At 57.5% G+C, this 19,825-nt stretch carries 8 protein-coding genes; 1 reads left to right on the forward strand and 7 read right to left on the reverse strand.

Annotated features, from left to right (window positions below):
- Nucleotides 1-154: 154 nt before the first annotated feature.
- Genes BLR44_RS05085 through BLR44_RS05095 form a run of 3 tightly spaced genes read right to left on the reverse strand, consistent with a single transcriptional unit; the run spans nt 155 to nt 6,736 of the window.
- The gene (locus BLR44_RS05085; protein ID WP_089679916.1) at nt 155-1,927 is read right to left on the reverse strand and encodes a glycoside hydrolase family 9 protein; all 1,773 of its coding nucleotides are present in this window, start codon (nt 1,925-1,927) and stop codon (nt 155-157) included.
- 22 nt (nt 1,928-1,949) lie between these two features.
- The gene (locus BLR44_RS05090) at nt 1,950-4,325 is read right to left on the reverse strand and encodes a glycoside hydrolase family 95 protein (RefSeq protein ID WP_089679919.1); all 2,376 of its coding nucleotides are present in this window, start codon (nt 4,323-4,325) and stop codon (nt 1,950-1,952) included.
- A gap of 5 nt (nt 4,326-4,330) precedes the next feature.
- Nucleotides 4,331-6,736 (reverse strand): T9SS type A sorting domain-containing protein, encoded by a 2,406-nt coding sequence (locus tag BLR44_RS05095; protein WP_089679921.1) that lies wholly within the window; start codon nt 6,734-6,736, stop codon nt 4,331-4,333.
- A 258-nt stretch (nt 6,737-6,994) separates the two neighbouring features.
- On the opposite strand from BLR44_RS05095, the gene BLR44_RS05100 reads away from it, so the two are divergent.
- Entirely contained in the window at nt 6,995-10,396 is a 3,402-nt protein-coding gene (locus tag BLR44_RS05100; RefSeq protein WP_176955901.1) for a CRTAC1 family protein, read from the forward strand.
- Nucleotides 10,397-10,477: 81 nt separating this feature from the next.
- Here the strand turns inward: BLR44_RS05100 and BLR44_RS05105 are convergent, their stop codons facing one another.
- The 4 genes from BLR44_RS05105 to BLR44_RS05120 all read right to left on the reverse strand — a co-directional run bounded on the left by BLR44_RS05105 (nt 10,478) and on the right by BLR44_RS05120 (nt 19,658).
- Entirely contained in the window at nt 10,478-11,737 is a 1,260-nt protein-coding gene (locus BLR44_RS05105; protein WP_143017128.1) for a glycan-binding surface protein, read from the reverse strand.
- Nucleotides 11,738-11,803: 66 nt separating this feature from the next.
- On the reverse strand, nt 11,804-13,450 hold the full coding sequence (locus tag BLR44_RS05110; RefSeq protein ID WP_089679927.1) for a RagB/SusD family nutrient uptake outer membrane protein: 1,647 nt from the start codon (nt 13,448-13,450) through the stop codon (nt 11,804-11,806).
- A gap of 29 nt (nt 13,451-13,479) precedes the next feature.
- Nucleotides 13,480-16,626: a SusC/RagA family TonB-linked outer membrane protein gene (locus BLR44_RS05115; RefSeq protein WP_245705978.1), complete on the reverse strand. Its 3,147-nt coding sequence runs from the start codon at nt 16,624-16,626 to the stop codon at nt 13,480-13,482.
- Between the two features lie 128 nt (nt 16,627-16,754).
- Nucleotides 16,755-19,658, reverse strand: coding sequence for a TIM-barrel domain-containing protein (locus BLR44_RS05120; RefSeq protein WP_089679929.1), 2,904 nt, complete (start codon nt 19,656-19,658; stop codon nt 16,755-16,757).
- Nucleotides 19,659-19,825 lie beyond the last annotated feature (167 nt).

Consider the following 19,825-nt stretch of genomic DNA (forward strand, 5'->3'; position numbering starts at 1 on the left):
ATCAGGAGTGAGGGTTGTGAAACATGCGATTCACGGACGAAAAGTAACCAAAATTTACGGGACATCGCTTACCCTCCATAACCACCAACCCGCCGAAAAGTTAGTTTCGGGCGGTCGTTAGGGGTTGAAAACGTGCGGACGGCGCGCCGCATCTCTACCGTGGCTGAGTGCTGATGGGGGTATGCAAGGCTTCCAGCGCCCCGGTCAGATAAGCCAGCGGTGCGTTCCAGTTGATCGCGATTTCGTTGGAGGCATACGAGCAGTCGTCGTCAGAAAACGTTTCGTCAGGTACGTCTGAGGTATAACTTGTGCAGTGATCCTGTTGCGGCGCTCGTGCGTTGGGACCGCCCGACAGAAGTCCGGGTACCGGTGCTTCTACGCCATCGCTGACCGAAAGACGGTGGTGCGGATGCTGAGGCGTCTTGGTCCCGTGGCCCGTCACGAACGAGTACCCGGTGGCGTTGCGGCCCAGCAGGTAATCGAGGTTGCTGACCGCCCCTTTCCAGTAGGCATCGTCGTGGGTCAGACGGTAGGCCTGGAGTAGCGCCACTCCCTGGTTGGCGGCTACGGCACTGCTGCCCCAAATGTAGTCGCGGGGACTCTGCCCCATCACCGTGCCGTAGGGCTGAGCGTCTACATCGGCGAGTAGCGTGTCGGCCATGGCCTGCACCATCTGGCGAAGGCGGGGCAGTACCTCCTGTGCGACCGGCGGCAGTGTGTCCTGACGAATCAGGGTATAATAGCCCAGCGCTCGGACCTGTGCCCACGAAGGCAAAGGGATGTGGTCTTCGGGAAACCATTCTACGGCCCGGAAGTATTGCTCCTGCCCGGTGGTGACCAACAGCTCGGCCGCGGCCCAGAGGCGCTCGTCTTCAAAGTTCTTGTCGCCGTAGGCACCCGTCGTGATGTCCGGATCGAACTGCTGGTTGAGCGCTTCCTGATCGTACACCACCGCCGGATGCTGCTCTGCCCACTGCCAGGCGGCAACCGCTGCGGTCAGACACGAATCGGCCAATCCCGGCAGGGTTTGCTCGAACGGACGCAGAACGCGCGCTGCCTGGGCCATAACGGCCGCAAAGTCGAGGGTGGCGGCCGTTCCTTTTTGTACCACGTAGCGTTGATGCGTTGCCTGTTGCGGAGTCACCATGCCTTCGAACGAAGCCGTAGTGAGTTTGTGGTATACGCCGCCGTCGTGCGGATCTTGCATCGTCAGCATCCACCGCAGGTTCCAGAGCACTTCGTCGAGCAGGTCCGGCAGGGGATTGCCGCTTTCCGGCAGATTGAGCGAAACGTGGGCAAAATGGTCGGGGAAATCCTCGTAGAGCGAAAGCAACGTGCCCATCGTGATGCCGGAGTTGACCACGTATTTGTTGTAGTCACCGGCATCGTACCACCCCCGGGGGCTGGACAGGACCGTGCCTTCGGGGCGTTCGGGCGAGGCAGCCGACGCATGGACTTTTACCTGGGTATCGGGATGGCCGCCCGGCCGTTGCCAGGAACCCGCATAGCGTTCGGGTAGGTCGGTCGAGGCCCGTTGGAAATAGAACGCTTTGATCGAAGCGCGGGTCACCTCCCGATACACCGCTTCCCCGATCCGAAAAGGAGTGGACGCGCCCACTTCCGGAATCACCAGTACGAACGTACCAGTGTCGCGCAGGGCCGAGAAATCGGCAAGACGCACCCGGCGTGGCGAGTACGACGCCTGACGTGCCGCGGACAAATCGCCGTCGAAGACGGTGTCTTGTTGGTCAGGGGTTGTGATGTAAAAACGTGTGGCCTCGGCATCGACCAGTGCGGCCGTTTTGGGGCCATCCGGGTAAAATCCGAGTTGGTTCAGGCGGATGGCATCCGAAGGCGGCGTTGTGGAGGGTGCCTGGGCGCAGGCCCCGCAAAGGCACAGCGCAAAAAAGCGAGTAAACGATCTCATGTATAGAGGTTTGTAACTGAGGTTAAGGCACAAGGCGTAAGGCGCCGTCCAGTACGTAGCGCTGGTTGGGCTGCGTCGCTAGGGTTACGACCCGGTCGCCGTAACGCAGTTGGCAGGCGTGGCCTAATTTGGAAAGAACGGTGGCTTGCCGAAGCTGACCATCCTCCCATTCCAGTTCGATCTCGAAGCCACCCCGTGCACAAATGCCGCGGATGTGGCCTTGTGGCCAGGCCTGCGGCAGGGCAGGTAACAGGTGCAGCTCGCCGGCGTGGCTTTGTAACAGCATCTCGGTGATGCCTGCAGTCGCCCCGAAATTGCCGTCGATCTGGAAGGGAGGATGCGTGTCGAACAGATTAGGTAGCGTCGATTTGCGCAGCAGCGCTATCAAGTTTTCGTAGGCCGCTTCGCCGTCGTGCAGCCGTGCAAAGAAATTAATGATCCAGGCTCGACTCCAGCCCGTATGCCCACCGCCGTGCGAGAGGCGGTAATCAATGGTTTTGCGGGCAGCCGCGAAGAGTTCCGGCGTCTGGCGGGTAATCTGGTGGCCAGGATGAAGCCCGAACAACTGTGAGATGTGGCGGTGGCCCGGCTCCGGCTCGTCAAACTCTTCGGTCCACTCCATGATGCGTCCGTCGCTGCCGATCTGTGTAGGGGCCAGGCGGGCCAGTGTTTTCTCAATGCGCCGTTGCAACGCCCGGTCGGTTTTTAGGATCTGCGCTGCCTGCCGTGTATTTTCCAGCAGGTCGCGGATGATCATGTGGTCCATCGTGGGGCCCATCACCATCGTGGCGATTGCGCCGTCCTGGGTCCGAAAGGTATTTTCGGGCGAAATGGACGGTCCCGAAACCAGTTGATGCGTCGTGGGGTGTTCCACCAGCCAGTTGAGGCAGAACTCGGCGGCTTCTTTCATCACGGGGTAGCCCTTCTCGCGCAGAAACGCCTGATCTTCCGTAAACAGATAATGTTCCCACGGATGCTGGGCACACCAGGCCATGCCCATCGGCCACATGGCCCACTGTGTTTGGCCGTAGGGTTCGGTAAACAACCAGGGATCGGTGGTAAAGTGCGCTACGGTTCCTGCAATGCCGTACATATCACGCGCCGTTTTGCGGGCGTCGGGGCGAAGTCGATCCAGAAAATCCAGGAAAGGCGCGTGCAGTTCCGGCAGGTTGGTGACCTCGGCGGGCCAGTAATTCATCTGGATGTTAATGTTGATGTGGTAGTCGGCACTCCAGGGAGGCGTCAGACCGTCGGCCCAGATCCCCTGCAGGTTGGCGGGTAGAGCAGCGCCACCATCCGGTCCGGGCCGCGAACTACTGATCAGCAGGTAACGCCCGAATTGGTAATAAAGCGCCAGCAGCGCGGGATCGGCATTGCCACGCTGTAGCGCCAAAAGGCGTGCGTCCGTAGGGAAGTAGGTAGCTTCGCTGGTGCCCAGGTCTAGTGCTACGCGTTTGAAATAATGCTGGTAGTCGGTAATGTGGGCTTCCTGCAAAGTCGTGAACGTCTTCTGGGCAGCCGCAACGAGCTGACGGTCTGTTGTGACTTCCGGGTCATTGCCCCAATAGTCGGTGGCCGCGGTCAGAATAAGGGTAATGGCGTTGGCGCTGTCCACCTGCACCTGTTGCCCCTGCGTTCGTATGGTTCCTCCTTCCGGCAGCAACTGAGCCCGTGTTACCAGGTGAACGCCCGTTCCTCCCCCAATGTGTTCTCGGAGTGTAAGGGTTTGATTTTCGACGCGGCAGGTCGCTTGGTTGCCCGGTCGGCTAAGGGTTACCCCCACCGTCAGCGCACCCGGCTGGTCGGCCGTCAGGCGCACCACAAGGGCCTGATCGGGAGCACTGGCAAAGATTTCGCGTGTATAGCGCACGCGCCCGACACGATACCGGACACGTGCCGTAGCCGTTTCTAGGTCGATTTCCCGCTGATAATCGGTTGCCTGTTGGTGAAGGCTATCGAACATCAACGTCAGGTCACCCAGCGTTTGGTAGGTGCTCCACACCTGCTTGTCTCCCATCATCTTTTCCTGCGCCAGGGCTTGGGCTTCGGCATACTTGCCTGCAAACAACAATTGCCGCACCTGGGGCAACGCCGCCCTGGCCGCCGGGTTCACAAAGTCAGCGGGTTTTCCCACCCAAACCGACTCTTCGTTCAGTTGCAGACGTTCGGTCGGGAGGCCGCCAAAGACCATGGCACCTAAACGGCCGTTACCCACGGGAAGAGCTTCGTTCCAGTGGCGCGCCGGATGGGTGAACCACATCATCAGATCGTTCGTCCGTGTGGTGTCCTGGGCATAGCCTACGGTGTTCAGACCTATGAAAAACGCGGCAAAGCAGAGCCAAATATGCGCGGTGCCAAAGCGGAAAAGAAAGCGAAAGAACTGTGTCGGAGACATCATAGAAATTAACGAACGATAAGCTTCTGTGTCGAAACGCCCTGGCTTGAGAAGCACCTGACCAAGTAGAAACCCGACCAAAGTGTGGTCCGGATCATGGCTTCTGACGTTAGAGCAGGCAACATGTGTTCCCACAACAGACGTCCCTGCAGGTCCAGCACCTGCACCCGCTGAATCGGAGAACGTGCGTCGGTTCGAAGTGAGAAACTGCCGTCGGCCGAGGGGTTGGGATACAGGTGCACCGGATGCGATCGCATCCTTTCCGAAGAGGTCGTGGCCTCAGCCGGTTCACCGTATACGACACCCCGGCCGCCTGTTCCCAGGTAGACGCGTCCGTACACCCGTGGGTCACCAGCCAGCAGCCCTACCCAACCAAACTGGTGCGCATCGTCGTTAATGCGCGTCCATTGGGTTCCCTGATCGTCCGAACGATAAAAGCCATAGACGCCAGCAACAACGCCCGCCATGAAAATGGCCGGGTAGTCACTGCCAGGCGCGGCTTTGCCAAACCCTAGGGCATAGGCGGATGCTACGCCAGTAACGGGCGAAAAAGTCTGGCCCCCATCGGTAGAGCGATACAGGCCGCTCGGGTGGTTTAACCACAAATGGTCTTCCTGCCCGAATACCGCCTGGAGCGCCCCATCGTTCAGTTGCCAGTCGTACAGCGAAGGCAGTCCGGTAGCGCCCTGTGTAAACGTTTTGCCTCCGTCCGTACTGCGCCAGACTTGCCCTTGTAACGCGTGGTAGACGTAGAACTTCTGTCCGTTGACCCGATCGGCGACGGGCTTCATGCCGCTGGCGGCCCCGCTTGCCGGAAGCCAGGTGCTGCCTCGATTGGTCGAATAATGAAACCCCGCCCCAGCCGGACTCCACACCAACGTGTTGCCGTCTGCCGACAGGGCAATGGTGCCACCGCCGCTTGTGCCCAACGGCGCGGAGGCAAAGGCCTGCCAGGAGGCGCCGCCGTCGGTCGAGTAACTGCCGTAATGCGCATTGGCATTGTAGTGCGTGCGTGCCATGACAGCGGGTTGCTGTTCTGCGAAGGCGATGCTGGTGTTGGTGCCATACTGAGGGGATAAGCGCCCCTCAGCGGGGGAGGTTTCCAGCTGGGTTTCGTACCGGAATCCGTCGATGTCTCCCAACGCTACGACCAGATGCGGCCCACTAGGTGGACTGATCAGGCCCAGCGGTACTGTCTCTTCCAGCCCGGCGTTGTCAAACGACCATGTAACAGCCCCGGAGGTGGTTGTTAGATTCGTTGCGTGAAACACGCCGTAACCCGTCACGAACCACGCCTGGTCTGCATCGAACGGATTGATGTCGACATCGCCCAGCCAGTGAGGTGTCGATTCGGCGGCGTGTGCAAATCCGGCGTAATCCCAGGTGGCATTGCGCACCAGGGGTTGCCAGGTCGCTCCGTTATCGGTGCTGCGAAATACTTCATCACCGGGCCACCAGCGGTCGATTGTGCTGACCAGCAACGTGCCGTTGGGGTGGCGGCTGATGCCCGCAAAACCACCTTGCTGTCCCTGGTCGGGGCGGATGCTGGTCCACTGATTCGTAGCAGCCTGGTAGCGCCGTACGTCGCCCGACGTTATGTTGTTAGGGCCGGGGCCGTTGCTATAGGTGATGTATATATTTCCCTGGTCATCCACGACGGCCTGGTGAGGCATCAGCGTAGTTGTCTGCCCGGGTACGGCGCTCCACGTCACGCCGCCGTCCAGGCTTTGGTACAGGTTGGATGCGCCCGTGCGGAGCACCCCCACGTAAATGGTTGGAGTTGCTTGACCCGCGGTACTGCCGGTGGTATCGAAAAGTACGAACGAGATCCCGTTTCGGCCGGCAGGCGTGCTATTGATCGGAAAGCTGGTGACTTGTGCCCAAGAAGCACCATAATCTTCGCTTTTCCAGAGACCATCGGTGCTGGAACCGAGCAACAAACGACTGTTCAAACTGGGGTCCACCTGCAAACATTCGCCGGTCGAGCGGCCGTCTTCGTTGCCGCCCAGCTTAATAGACAGCGGGTAATGTGACCACGTAGTCCCCCGGTCGGTAGACGCCAGGATAGCACCCGTGCCCGCCCACGATTGACTGTATAATCCCGTAGCCAGGTACACACGATCCGGGTCGGAGGGGTCCAGGGCCAGGCTGCGCACTCCGGTGTAGTTCGATTCGTTACGCGAAAGGTGATCGGTAATCGAGATCCAGGTACGTCCGGCAGCATCCCAACGGTACGCGCCTCCTACATCGGTGCGGGCATATACCAAACCCGGCTCGGTGGGGCTGAATACGATGCCCGGAACAAAGCCGCCGCCCCCCATGACGACGTTGCGCCAGCGATACGTTTGTGCCTGAAGGGGGAGGGCTACCGTAAAGAAGCCGAAAAGCAGAAAAAGAATCCGCAGAGGTGTCATGAAAAAGCGTAGTTTGTTTGCAATAGATTGAATGTAACTAGATTAAGTGGCGGGCGGTAATCCCTTTTTTTAGGTTTTAACGTCCAACGTTGAGGTGTTTTTTGTTGAGTGCATGGGCCACTACACAAAACATAATTTTTGGGTGTAAAAAGTGCGGGTGCTCGGAGCGTATAAAGCTACTTAAAAGCCTGTATATTTGTTGAGGTTATGGCGTGAAAAGAGTAGGATTTTATGAGAAAAAAGAAGCGAAAAATTAGAGTGAATTTCGGGCGAGTCTTGGGGCTGATTTTTGTGCTCGGGTTAGGCGGTGCGTGCGATACCGATAAGACGCGGGAAAAAGCTGACGAAACAACAACTGAGCGTCCGGCGCAAACGCAAAAATTTAGCCTCTTTACACGACTCGAATCGAGCCAGACCGGTATCGATTTTAGTAATAAAATCACCGAAAACGATTCGGTAAACCTGATCGCCAACGAATATACCTACATGGGGGGCGGTGTGGGCATCGGAGATTTCAACCGCGACGGCCTGCCGGATGTGTACTTCAGTGCCAGCCAGGGTTCCGCGCGCCTCTACCTGAACCGGGGCGATTTGCGGTTTGAGGACGTGACTGAGCAAGCAGGACTAACGAGTGATTTTTGGGGGACGGGCGTAAGTGTGGTGGACATCAACCAGGACGGTTACGACGACATTTACGTCTGTGCCTCAGGACGAAACAACCCACAGGAGCGCAAAAATCGCCTTTACATCAACAACCAGAATCTGACGTTCAGCGAGCAAGCCGAAGCGTACGGCCTGGCCGATACGAGTTTCTCGACACAAGCCACTTTTTTCGACTACGATCGCGACGGCGACCTGGACCTGTACTTACTCAATCACCAGCTGTACGCGCTCAACGCCAATACCATCGCCCCGCGCAACGATGCGCAACCGAGTCCGGCAAGCGATAAATTGTACCAGAACCTGGGCGGGACAGCGCACCCGGTCTTCAGGGAAGTTACGCAGGCGGCAGGCCTCCGCGAAAACGGGTACGGTTTGGGCGTAGTGGTCAGCGATTTCAACGGCGACGCGTGGCCCGATCTTTACGTGGCCAACGACTACATCGCCAACGACCTGTTGTGGATCAACCAGCAGAACGGCACGTTTCGGAATGAAGCAGCCACGGCGCTCAAACACCAGAGCTATTCGAGTATGGGCGTGGATGCCGCCGATATCAACAACGACGGATGGCCCGATCTGGCTTCGCTGGACATGCTGCCGGCTGATAATGCCCGCAAAAAAATGATGTACTCGTTCATGCGGTACGATCGCTACGAACTGGAACGGCGGATGGGCTATGAACCCACATTTATGCGCAACATGCTGCAACTGAACCGGGGCGTACGCCCGCAGAAGGGCCTTCCTGAACCGTTTTTTAGTGAAATAGGGCAACTGGCCGGCGTGCACGAAACCGACTGGAGCTGGAGCGTGCTCATGGCCGATTGGGATAACGACGGTTGGAAAGACCTGTACATCACCAACGGCATGGGGCGGGATTTCCTGAACAACGATTACATCCTGAATCGGGACAACATCGCGCGGCAATACCAGGCGTCTGCCAGCCAGGAAGAGCGCAACCGAGCGGTGGTGCAAAAGCTTGCCGACTACGGAGACGTAGCACTCAAAAACTACCTGTTTCTGAACAACAAAGACCTGACTTTCAATACCCTGGAGGTAGAAGGAGATCGGGCCTCCATCTCGAATGGCTGTGCGTACGCTGACCTGGACAACGACGGGGATCTTGATCTGGTGGTCAACAATATCAACCAGGAGGCGATGGTTTTGCGCAATAACCTGACGGAGGAAGACAAGCAACAAACTCACCATTTTCTCACCCTGCATCTGGACGGCCCGGCGAAAAATCCGGCAGGATTCGGGACTTCGCTCCGGCTGTACGCGGGCGGCGCGCAGCAGGTGGTAGAGCAGCAGCCGGTGCGAGGGTACGCTTCCAGTGTCGACGCGCGGTTGCACGTGGGGTTGGGTTCGGCGGCTCAGGTAGATTCGTTGGTGATTACCTGGCCCGACGGTGCGCAGCAGACTTTGCGGGCGGTGGCGGCCAACCAGACCTTGATGTTGCATCACGCAGAGGCGACAACACATGTGCAAAAGCCCTCCAATTCCTCGGGAACACTACTTTTTGCCGATGTTACGCAAGCGCGCAAGGTTGATTTCAAGCATCAGGAAACGTTTTTTGATGATTACAGTTTTCAATGGATGCTGCCGCAGAAGTATTCCCAACTGGGGCCTTTTCTGGCACAAGGCGACGTCAACGGCGACGGGCGGATGGATTTTTTTGCAGGGGGTGCGTACCAGCAGTGGGGGCAGTTTTTTCTGCAACAGCCGAACGGACAGTTTGTGGCCAAACCGCTGGGGCGGGGCGAAAAAGACGAAGAAGACCTGGGCTGCCTGTTGTTCGATGCCGACGGCGACGGCGATCTGGATTTGTTCATCAACAGCGGCGGATACGAATACGATGCGGGTTCGCCTTACTACCAGCCGCGGCTGTATACCAACGACGGAGCAGGAAATTTTAGTCTGGACCGCACGGCGTTGCCCCGCCTTGCCACCAGCGCGCAGTGCGTAGCGGGGGCAGACTACGACGGCGACGGCGATTTGGACCTGTTTATCGGTGGACGCGTCTCGCCCAATCAGTTTCCGGTAGCGCCGGCCAGTTACCTGTTGCAAAACGACAACGGTCACTTCACCGACATTACCGCCACGGTGTGTCCCGCCTTGCAACGGCCCGGCATGGTAACTTCTGCTCTGTGGCTGGATGTGGACCAGGACCAGCGACCCGACCTGATCATTGCCGGGGAGTGGATGCCGATCCGTTTCTTTAAAAACGAAGGGCCGCAGCTGCGGGAAATCTCGTCACAAACCACGCTGACCCAACTGAACGGGCAGTGGCGCAGTTTAGCGGCGGCCGATCTGGACGGTGACGGCGATCAGGATCTGGTGGCGGGAAATCTGGGCATGAACAACAAATTCAAAGCGTCGCTCGCTACACCCATTCGGCTGTTTGCCAAGGACCTGGACCAAAACGGTACCCTCGATCCCATCCTGTCGTACTACCTGCCCGATCCGAACGGGGCACGCCAGCTGTACCCCGCCATGGGGCGCGACCACTTTGCCATGCAAGTACCGGGAATTCGCAAAAAGTTCAACCTGCACGCCGCGTACGCCAACGTGCGGACGCAGGAGTTGTTCAGTCCAGCCGATCGGCAGGGAATGCTCGAACTGGTGTGTGAAGAGACCCACAGCGTCTGGCTCGAGAATCAGGATAACGGCGTATTTGTCAAGCACAACTTGCCCGTCGAAGCGCAATTTGCCCCGGTCAATGCGATCGCCTGTGAGGATGTGACCGGCGACGGAAACCTGGATTTGATTTTAGCGGGGAACGAGTACCAAACGGAAATTATGACGGGTCGTTACGATGCCTCGTACGGAGTGGTTTTGCAAGGGAATGGAAAGGGCGGTTTTGAGTCGATTGCTCCGGCTCAAAGCGGACTGATTTTAGAGGGAGATGTGAAGGATATAAAAGTGATCAATGCTGCGGATGGAAGGCGAATTTTGGTTGTGACTTTTAATGATCAAAAGATGCGCCTGTTTCAGCTACTTTGAGTTGTGTTGTTGCCTCTAAAAATGAAAGCCCCCGCCTACTGAGAGACGGGGGCTTTTCATATACCAAATCGCGAGCAGATCTTAACGGATCTTGGTGTTTTCTACCCGGATGTTGTCGATGGTCATCACCACAGGTACCGGAGTAGGAGTCGGGTTCTCAATAACGACGCGGAGTTGGTGCTGCCCACCGGCATTACCCGCGATCAAGGCGCCGTAGTTGGCCAGCGGGTTGCCGGAAGTTCTGCCGCGCAGGTCTTGCAGCGGTATCGTCACCGTGTACCATGTGCCATCCGTCGTACGGATAAAGTCGCCGAGTTCGATGTTAACCGAAACTTCTTCGGTGGCGTTGTCCGTCCACACTTGCAATTGAATGCCGGAGAACAGGGCCGCGTCGGCCGAAACGGCAACTTCCATTTTGATGACGAAGTCGGCAAGCGGCAGATCCGGGCTGTATTCTTCCGCGGGTTCAGTCGGGTAAATCTGTGCGCCGCCCCAATCCACGAGGTTGATTACTTTGTCGTTCGACCAGCCCCAGTTTTCGGGAAGCGTGGTGTTGATCATGGCGAAGTTTTCGTCCAATGGTTGAATCACCCCGTTGGGCGTCGAGTTGGTGATGTTGGTAGGAGCAATGCCCCATCCGAAATTTACCTTGTCGTCGAAGTTGCTGACGATGCCTTCCCCATCGTAGAGGCGGGTGGCCAGCGTCGCGGCCGACGATCCACTCTGCGTGTTAACGACCAGATCGCCATCGGTAGGATCTACCCCCGCCGGGACAGTAACCCGGATGGTGCCGCCGTTCGAAGCGGCCGTATAATCCGTGGCTTCAACGCCCCCGGGGAAGATGATGCTCTCAATGAAGTAGAAATACCGACCGAATATCGTAATCGTCTGGCCTTCTTTCACGTACTGGCTGCTGACCTGCTCAATGATCGGAGCCGGCGGCAGGATCTGGAAATCGTACGACGCCTGTCCGAAGGCATTCACCACCGTAATGGTGTTCGGTACATTCGGGTTTTGTGCTACGGTCGGGACGCTGTCCGGCACGTTGACAATCAGGTGCTGATCGGTGGCGTACGCCGAGTTGATGGAAACGCGGTAATCGTTCATCAGCACGTACTGTGTGCTGGAAAGGTGCTGTCCGACAATCACCAGAACGCTGCCCAGGGTCGTCTGCGTCAGCGACGTGTCGGCCGAAGCCGGATCGGTAAACCGTACCCGTTCGATGACCGGGGGCGCGCCTACTTCTTCGTTGTCGCACGAAGAGAGTAACGCCATACTTCCCGTCAACAGCAGGCAAAGGAGGGCATTGAGCCGTACTAAAGAAAATGTATGTCGTTTCATAAACTTATCGGTGTAGAACGAAACGCCCTCGCCGTAGCAAGACCCGCGCGAGGGCGTTTCTGAATGTTATTGATTGAAGTCGTAAGGAACAGGAGGTTTGCGCAGGTTCGGCGCGGTGGAAAGTTCGATGGCCGGAATGGGCAGCTCGAAATTGCCGGAGGTTACGTTCACCTTCCGCGACTCGGTCAGCGTGATGGTCCAGGCGGTCGGATCTTCCAGCTGATCGGGCTCGACCACAAAGAAGCCGCGTTCCTGATCGCCCAAAAGTTGATACGCTTTGGCCGGATCGTAATAGTGCAGCCGCACGAAATCGTACCAAAGCTGTCCTTCCATGGCAAACTCCAGTAAACGCTCTTTGAAGATGTCGTCCCAGGTAATCGACTCTTTCGGCTCAAGACCGGCGCGCTGGTGCACGGCGTTGTAGTACTTGAGCGCTTCGGCCGGGTTCTGATCCAGAACGGCTTCGGCGTAGATCAGGTACACGTCGGCCAGGCGGAGCATGTACGTGTTGATCTCCGTGCGCTGTTGCATCACGCGTCCGTCGTTGTCTTCCGGACGGCCCACCACGTACTTCTTCACCCAGGCGCGTGTGTTACCCCGCACATCCTGACCCTCGACCTGCGCCGTATTGATCGGCACTTCCAGTTCCTGCGTGGCATCGCTACCGGGCAGGCGCTGGTGAATGTAAGCATAATGATCGCCCGGGAACATGAACGTAGCCTTGCGGCGCTTGTCGTTGGTCACGCCGTTTTCCATCAGGCCTTCGTATTGCTCCAGCATGTAGTAGGAAGCACCGATGTCGCCACCCCAACCGTCGGCAAAGCCGGTGATTTCGGAGCTGTATGCCAAGAAAGCTTGCACACTGTTCTGGGTGCCCCAGTCGCCGTTGTACGTCCACTGCAGGGCGAACAGACTCTCGGCGTTGTTGTTGTTCCTGGTCAGAAACAGGTCTTCGTAGTTCGGTAACAGCGACGCTCCGCTGTTGTCGATCACCCGCTTAGCAAAGTAAGCGGCGCTGTCCAGGTCCGTCTGGTTGCGCGTGCCGCTGATGCCCGCACGGGTCAGGTACATTTTCGCCAGCATGCCTTCGGCAGCCCACCGATCCAGGCGACCCGGCTGCACCGGCGCACCGGGCAGATGTTCGGTCGCAAAACGCATGTCGCGGATCACGAACTCCCACACGCTTTCTACGGTGTTGCGCGTAATGGTTGTATCCTGCAACAGGGTCGTGTTGTCCACAATGATTGGCACCGCTCCCCAGTTCTGCACCAGGTACGAATACGCCAGACCGCGCATGAAACGCGCTTCGGCAATGGCGTGCTGCTTGATGTCCTCGGGGACGTTCTCACTGGCGTACAGGTTCACGTTTTTGATAACCGTGTTGGCCTGCCCCACGGCGTTGTAGAACGAACGCCAAGCACTGACGTTTTCGCCAGTAGTGGGGGTGGTGTTGAACAGAATGTTCTCCAATTGGTAAGAACCCGAGGTCAAAACGCCACCGCGCGCATCGCCGAGGCCGTGCGAGGCTTTGTCGTTGTACGCGAACCACACCTGGTTGTAGAGAGGAGCCGTGCTGGCCAGCACCTGATCGGCGTTCTGGTAGAAGTTGGCATCCACAATCTGCGACAGCGGCGGTCGGTCCAGAAAATCTTCGTTACAACTGGTCAATAGCGCCACCGTAAACAGGCAGGCTAGTGTATTTAGATACTTCATGTTGATTCTTTGATTTAGAAAAGGTTGTTTTAGAAATCAGCATTGATTCCAAAAGTGTACACCGGCGTCAGCGGGTAACGACCGTAGTCGAGACCGATGGACTGCGAGTTGGTATCGACGTCGCGCCCTACATACGCCCCTACTTCGGGATCGTATCCTTTGTATTTGGTGAGGGTGTACAGGTTCTGAATACCAGCCGTCAGTCGTACGCTTTGCAATACCGATTGCTTCGCCATCAGCGTTTGCGGCAGGTTGTAACCCAACTGGATGTTTTTCACGCGCAGGAAAGAACCGTCTTCAACAAAGTAGTCCGTGAAGTATTCGCCTTGACCGTTGACAGTTGCCGTTGTGATGCGGGGAATGTTGGTACCCGGATTGGTCACTTGAGCGGCGGTGCCTTCGCCTTCCACGCGGGCGTAATTGAACGTTTCTTCAAACAGGTTGCGTCCCAGGTTGATGTTGTTCGGGTTGGTCTGGATGAAACGCAGGTAGTTGTACACGTCGTTGCCGTAGACGCCCGTCAGCAGGATGCTGAGGTCGAACCCTTTGTAGGCGAAAGTGTTGGTGAAGCCGATCGTGAACTTAGGCCAGGGGTTGCCAATGAAGGTCTGGTCGCGTTCGTCGATGATGTTGTCGCCGTTCAGGTCTTTGTACTTCACGTCGCCTACCCAGATCGAACCGGGAGCCACTTCCCGACGGTTGCCGTTGTTGTCGGCCGGAATGGCGCTGTTGTTGATCTCGTCGACCGACTGGAAGATGCCTTCCTGCACGTAGCCGTAGAACTGCCAGGGCGCCTGACCCACGACCGAGCGCTGGTTCCAGTTGTTCATGTACCACGCGATGCGGTTGAGCGAAGCGGTTTCAGAGTAGAATTCTGTGACCTTGGCTTTGTTGCCCGAGATGTTGAAGTTGGAATTCCAGCTGAAGTTGCCGTTGTCGATGTTGATCGTGTTCAGCGTAAAGGCCCAACCGCGGTTTTGCATCGCACCGATGTTGACCCAGGGGCGGCCGATGGCACCTTCGCCAGCGGTTCCCATGTAATCAGGAAGCGGGTTTTCCAGCAACAGGTTTTCGGTCTGTTTGACGTAGAAATCACCTTCCAGTTGGATGCGGCTCTGGAACAAGCTAAGGTTGAAACCGATGTTGTTGGTCATGGTCGATTCCCACTGCAGGTAAGGGTTGCCGTAGCGGCTCAGGCGGAAGCCCGGTCCCCAGGGAGTCGTGACCGAAGCCAGCGGCCCGTAGATGTAGCTACCGTTGCCCTGGTTACCCGTTAAGCCGGTTTCGTAGCGGATCTTCAGGTCGTTGATGACCGGAATGCTCTGCATGAAGCTCTCTTCCGACACCCGCCAGGCAGCTGACGCCGAGGGGAAAACACCCCACCGGTTTTCAGGACCAAAGTTGGCCGAGCCGTCGGCCCGAAGGGCGGCCTGTACGATGTAGCGGCTGTTGAACGTGTAGTTCAGACGTCCGAAGTACGACTCCATGGCCCACTGGCTGCGACCGCCTCCGTTGTTGGCACTCTGCTGGTTCCCCAGCGGCAGGTCGACCACGTCGTTGGACAGGAAGCCGGTACGCGAACCGGTAATCTGCTGCCAGCGCGACTCCTGGGCCTCGTGGCTGATCATCGCACCGATGTCGTGCTTGCCGATGGTGGTTTTGTACTCCAACAGTTGGTTCCAGTTCCAGTACAGACTGTTGTCGCTCGTCACGCTCAGGCTGGCGACGTCGTTGGACTTAAGTCCCAGTTGGTAGGTCGGAATGAAGTAGCGACCGTCCGAGTACTGGATGTTCCCGTTCAGGGTAGTCCGGAACGTCAGACCTTTCAGGATGTTGATGTCGACGTTAAAGCCGCCGAGTACCTGCCGTCTCATCAGGGTATTGCTGATCAGATTGGCAATGGCAACCGGGTTAAGCGGCGTGAACTGCACACTTTGTCCGTTGGCGGCATCGGCACCACCCCACGTACCGTCCGGATTTCTGACCGGAATGTTGGGGGCCAGTTGCAGGGCGTTCAGAATAACGTTCTCCTGCGTGGAGGCCAGTTGTTCGTTGGTTTGGTTCACGTTCAGATTCATGCCGAGTTTCAGCCACTTGCGGGTCTGGTTGTCGACGTTGACGCGCACGCTGTACCGGTCGAAGCTGGAACCGATGGCCACGCCTTCCTGGTCGAAGTATTCGCCGGAGAGGTAAAATGTGGTTTTCTCACTACCGCCGCTCAGACTCACCTGGTGTTTCATCAGGGGAGCGGTTTTGAACAGCGCGTCCTGCCAGTTGGTACCCGCACCTAAGATGGAAGGATCGCGGAACTCGATGGGGGCAGTTTCGCCCCGTAGCGTCCGAATCTCGTTGTACATCTGCGCGTACTGCTGCAGATTCATGGAAGGAAGCTCCTGGGGTTTGTCCTGCAAGCTGTACAGGAAGCCGTAGCTCACCTTGGTTTCGCCTGCCTGTCCACGCTTGGTGGTGATCAGCACAACCCCGTTCGTGCCGCGCGATCCATAGATGGCCGTCGCCGAAGGCCCTTGCAGAATTTCCATCGAAGCAATGTCGGCAGGGTTCAGACCGGCCAGCGGGTTGACCGAGCTGGTCGAACCGTATGAAACCGTACCCGGCTGCACCTGCACACCGTCAATCACATAGAGCGGCTCGTTCGAACCCGTCAGCGAGTTGACGCCCCGGATGTTCACCGACACGCCCCCCCCGGGCTGGCCTGTGTTCTGCGTCACATAGACCCCGGCGGCCCGGCCCTGAATGGCCTGGTCGATGGTCGTGTTCACCGTCTTCTGGATGGACTTCGAGTCAATCGTGGTTTGTGCACTCGAAATGTCGCTACGCTTCATCTCGCCGTACCCCACCACCACGACGTCTTGCAGCATGGCTACGTCTTCGGCCAACTGGATGTTGAGTTCACTCTGGCCGTTGGGATTGACTTCCTGGTTGACGTACCCGATGGACGAGAAGACCAGCACATCGCCTTCTTTCAACTGAATAGAGTACGTACCGTCGAAACTGGTTGTGGTTCCGGTGGTGGTACCCTTGATGATGATGTTGACGCCCGGAATACCTTCGCTATCGGTCTGTGAGGTCACTTTACCGTTGACGCGGTAGGTAGTGGTCTGAGCAATGGTCGCGCCCAATGGCAGCAGAAGCGCCAGCAGGCAGAAGGCCACCATCGCCCAGGGGCTTGCCGATGAATTTCTCCGAGAGAAATCCCTGGCTCGGTAACTGTTTTGCATACTCATGTAGATGTTTTGGATAGGATTGGTAATAGTTTGAAAAAAGTATAGGTAAGCTCTTGAATTCATGGTCGTTTGAGGGTTTGCGTGGTGCCCCGGTACGTAAGGGTGTGATCTACTGCCGGATTATCTTCCCAGCCTTTGGGGCGGTTGGGCGTTACCCACACCACCCGGAACGTACGCTCCCGAAGCATGCCCGGAAACTCGCCCTGGCGTGAGCCGATGGTCAGGGTGCCGGTCGACTCCTTGTACTCAAGCGGGATGGTCGCATACGCGCCTTGTTCGTAGGCGTAGGTAGTATCCTCGTCTTCATACAACGTAAAGGCGGCATCTTGCCCCGTGTAGACGTAGAGTGTGATGGGGTCGGCCGGCTTTTCGCTAGTGTACTGCAAATCGGGACCGAACGGCACAATGGAGCCTTCCTTCACGAAAAGGGGCATGCGTTCCAGCGGTGCTTCGGCCGTAATGGACTGCCCGCCGCGTTGGTGCTTGCCCGTATAGGCATCGTACCAGCCGGTGGCGGCAGGGAGGTAAAGTGTGCGTTCGCGGGCTTTGTAAGTGGTGACTGGACTAACCAGCAGACTGGGTCCGAACATGAACTGGTCGCCGATGTTATAGACGTTCGGATCGGCGGTGAAGTCCATGACCAGCGCCCGCATCAACGTATAATCCTGGTGGTAGACCTGGCCCGTCAGCGAATAGAGGTAGGGCATCAGCCGGTATCGCAACCGGTTGTAGTAGAGCATGCTCTGGTAGGCGGGGTGGCTTTCGGGCGCGATGTTGTAAATCTCACGGTATGGAAACTGCCCGTGGACACGAAACAGCGGGCAAAACGCTCCGAACTGGTACCAGCGGGTATTTAGCTCGCGCCATTCTTCCAGCGCTTCGCCCTGCGGGGCGGGGCGATCGTACTTGTTTTCCACAAAGAAGCCGCCGATGTCGGTCGTCCAGTAGGGAAGGCCCGAAAGCGCGAAATTCAACCCGCCGGGAATTTGCCGTGCCATTTCGTCGAAGCGGGACGCGATGTCGCCACTCCATGTAGCGGCGCCGTAGCGCTGAATGCCCGCGTAGGCCGAGCGTGTCAGGGTAAATACCCGTTGGTTGGGGCGTTCGGCCCGCTGGCCTTCGTAAATGCCCTGTGCATTCACCAGCGGATAGGCGTTGAAGTATTGCGTGGCCGAACCCAGGGCCGTGGGGTTCATCAGCGATTTGCGGTGCTCGATCGACGCGTTGGATAAAATGTCGGGTTCAGACGCGTCCATCCACCAGGCGTCTACGCCTTTGCTGAACAGTTTCTCGCTCAGCAGCTCCCAGAACAACTGGCGAGCCTCCGGATTGAAAGCGTCGTAGAACGTGGAGACATAGCCTTGCCCGATCCAGTCACGCTGCCGGTTTTTGATGTTTTGGGTATAGAGCCAGCCCTTCTCGTCAAACTTCCGGTAATTCTCGATGCCTTCGTAAAACTTGGGCCATACCGAAATCATAAAATGCGTGTGGTACTGGCCGTGGAGCTGAGCGATCATACCCTTCGGGTCGGGGAAGCGCGTAGCATCGAACTCCTGACTGCCCCATTGGTCTTCTTTCCAGTAAGACCAGTCTTGGACGATGTTGTCGAGCGGAATGCGGCGCTTGCGGAACTCCTGCACGGTGCTCAGCACTTCTTCCTGGGTTTTGTAGCGTTCGCGGCTTTGCCAGAAGCCCATCGCCCAGCGGGGCATAATTTGCGCCTTGCCCGTCAGGTGACGGTACCCGCTGATCACCTCGTCCAAATTGTCGCCTGCCACGAAGTAATAGTCGAGTTGCTCGCCCGCTTCGGAAACGAGCGAGAATTGATGTTGGGCAGAGGCGGGTCGCGGGGGGAGCCATTTCATCGAAAGAAACGACTGCCCCCCATCCGGATCCCAGGTAATTCTGAGGGGGTACTTTTTGCCCTGTTCCATTGCGAATGCAAACAGTTCAGGGCCTGGGTTCCAGGCTTCCCGCCACCTATCCACCAATTCTTCGTTATTGATCCAGACCTTGACGTAACCCGCCACGGTCATCAGAAACAGATGTTCGCCGGTTGTGTTCGCGGCAATTTCCCCCTCCCAGGTGACCAGGCCCTCCTGCATGGGAAACTCCTTCGGCAAGCGGTCCAGACAGTCCAGAAATTCGTAGTCGATTTCTTGTTCTGTACGCTGAGTATATACCTTATCAGGTTGATCTTTTGAGGCATACGTGGCGGTAAGGCCACCGGCTTTGCCGTTTTTGTCGTACAGCCGCAGATCCGACAGCGGCCGGTAAGGGCGCGGGTCGCCAAACCGGGTAATGGAATAATTGTCCCACAACAAACCGTACTTCTTGCTGGACACCAGGAATGGTACCGCCACCTGCGAGTTGGTTTGCACCAGGTCCACGGTCTTGCCCTGGTAGTTCATCAGGTTGGTTTGCGGCTGTCCCAGTCCATAAAAGGCTTCGTCCGGGGTAGTGCGAAAGTCCTGACGAAGTTGGTAGAGCGTATTTCCTTCCAGTGTAACGGGACGAAACTGCCGGCCTTCGCCACCTTCCTGCAACAGCACCTTTCCCTGCGCGTCGCGAAACGTAACCTCACCGGTCGCTTTGTTGACGGAGGCTTGCAGGGCTGCGGTGCGCAATACCACTTGTTGGCGTTGTTCGTCGAGGGTCCAGTCGGGGGTAGCTTGTGTTTGCGCCACCACCATCAAGCTGGCCGGATCGGGTAGCGTCGCGGCCGGGCTGGCCGTCACGCGGACAATGCGGTCGGTAATCCATTGCAAACGGAGCGTTCGGGCCGAGTTCCCTTTGGAAGAAGGAAGCCGCAGGAGAATGCCGTCTGATTGTTTTTCGACTTGAGCGTAAGAACTGAACGGGAACAGCAACAGAAGGAGGCTCAGCGTCCACGTGGCGCGGAGCAGAGAGGGGTACAACAAAAACGCGGCGGCAGTAGGTCGACGGCGTAATTTCCCGATCATGGTGGTGGTGGAGGAAAATAGGTTTTGTATAGACGAGTGAAAGTACCGGGAATCATGATGTACGAGGGGATGCGAATGTTTCCGATTGGGGGTCGAAATGTTAACTAGCTTACTTTTTTCGTCCGTAAGCCCCGATTTTAAGCGTGGTTGCGGCTAAGGATACCCTT

The sequence above is a fragment of the Catalinimonas alkaloidigena genome, assembly GCF_900100765.1.
GTDB classification, from domain to species: domain Bacteria; phylum Bacteroidota; class Bacteroidia; order Cytophagales; family Flexibacteraceae; genus Mooreia; species Mooreia alkaloidigena.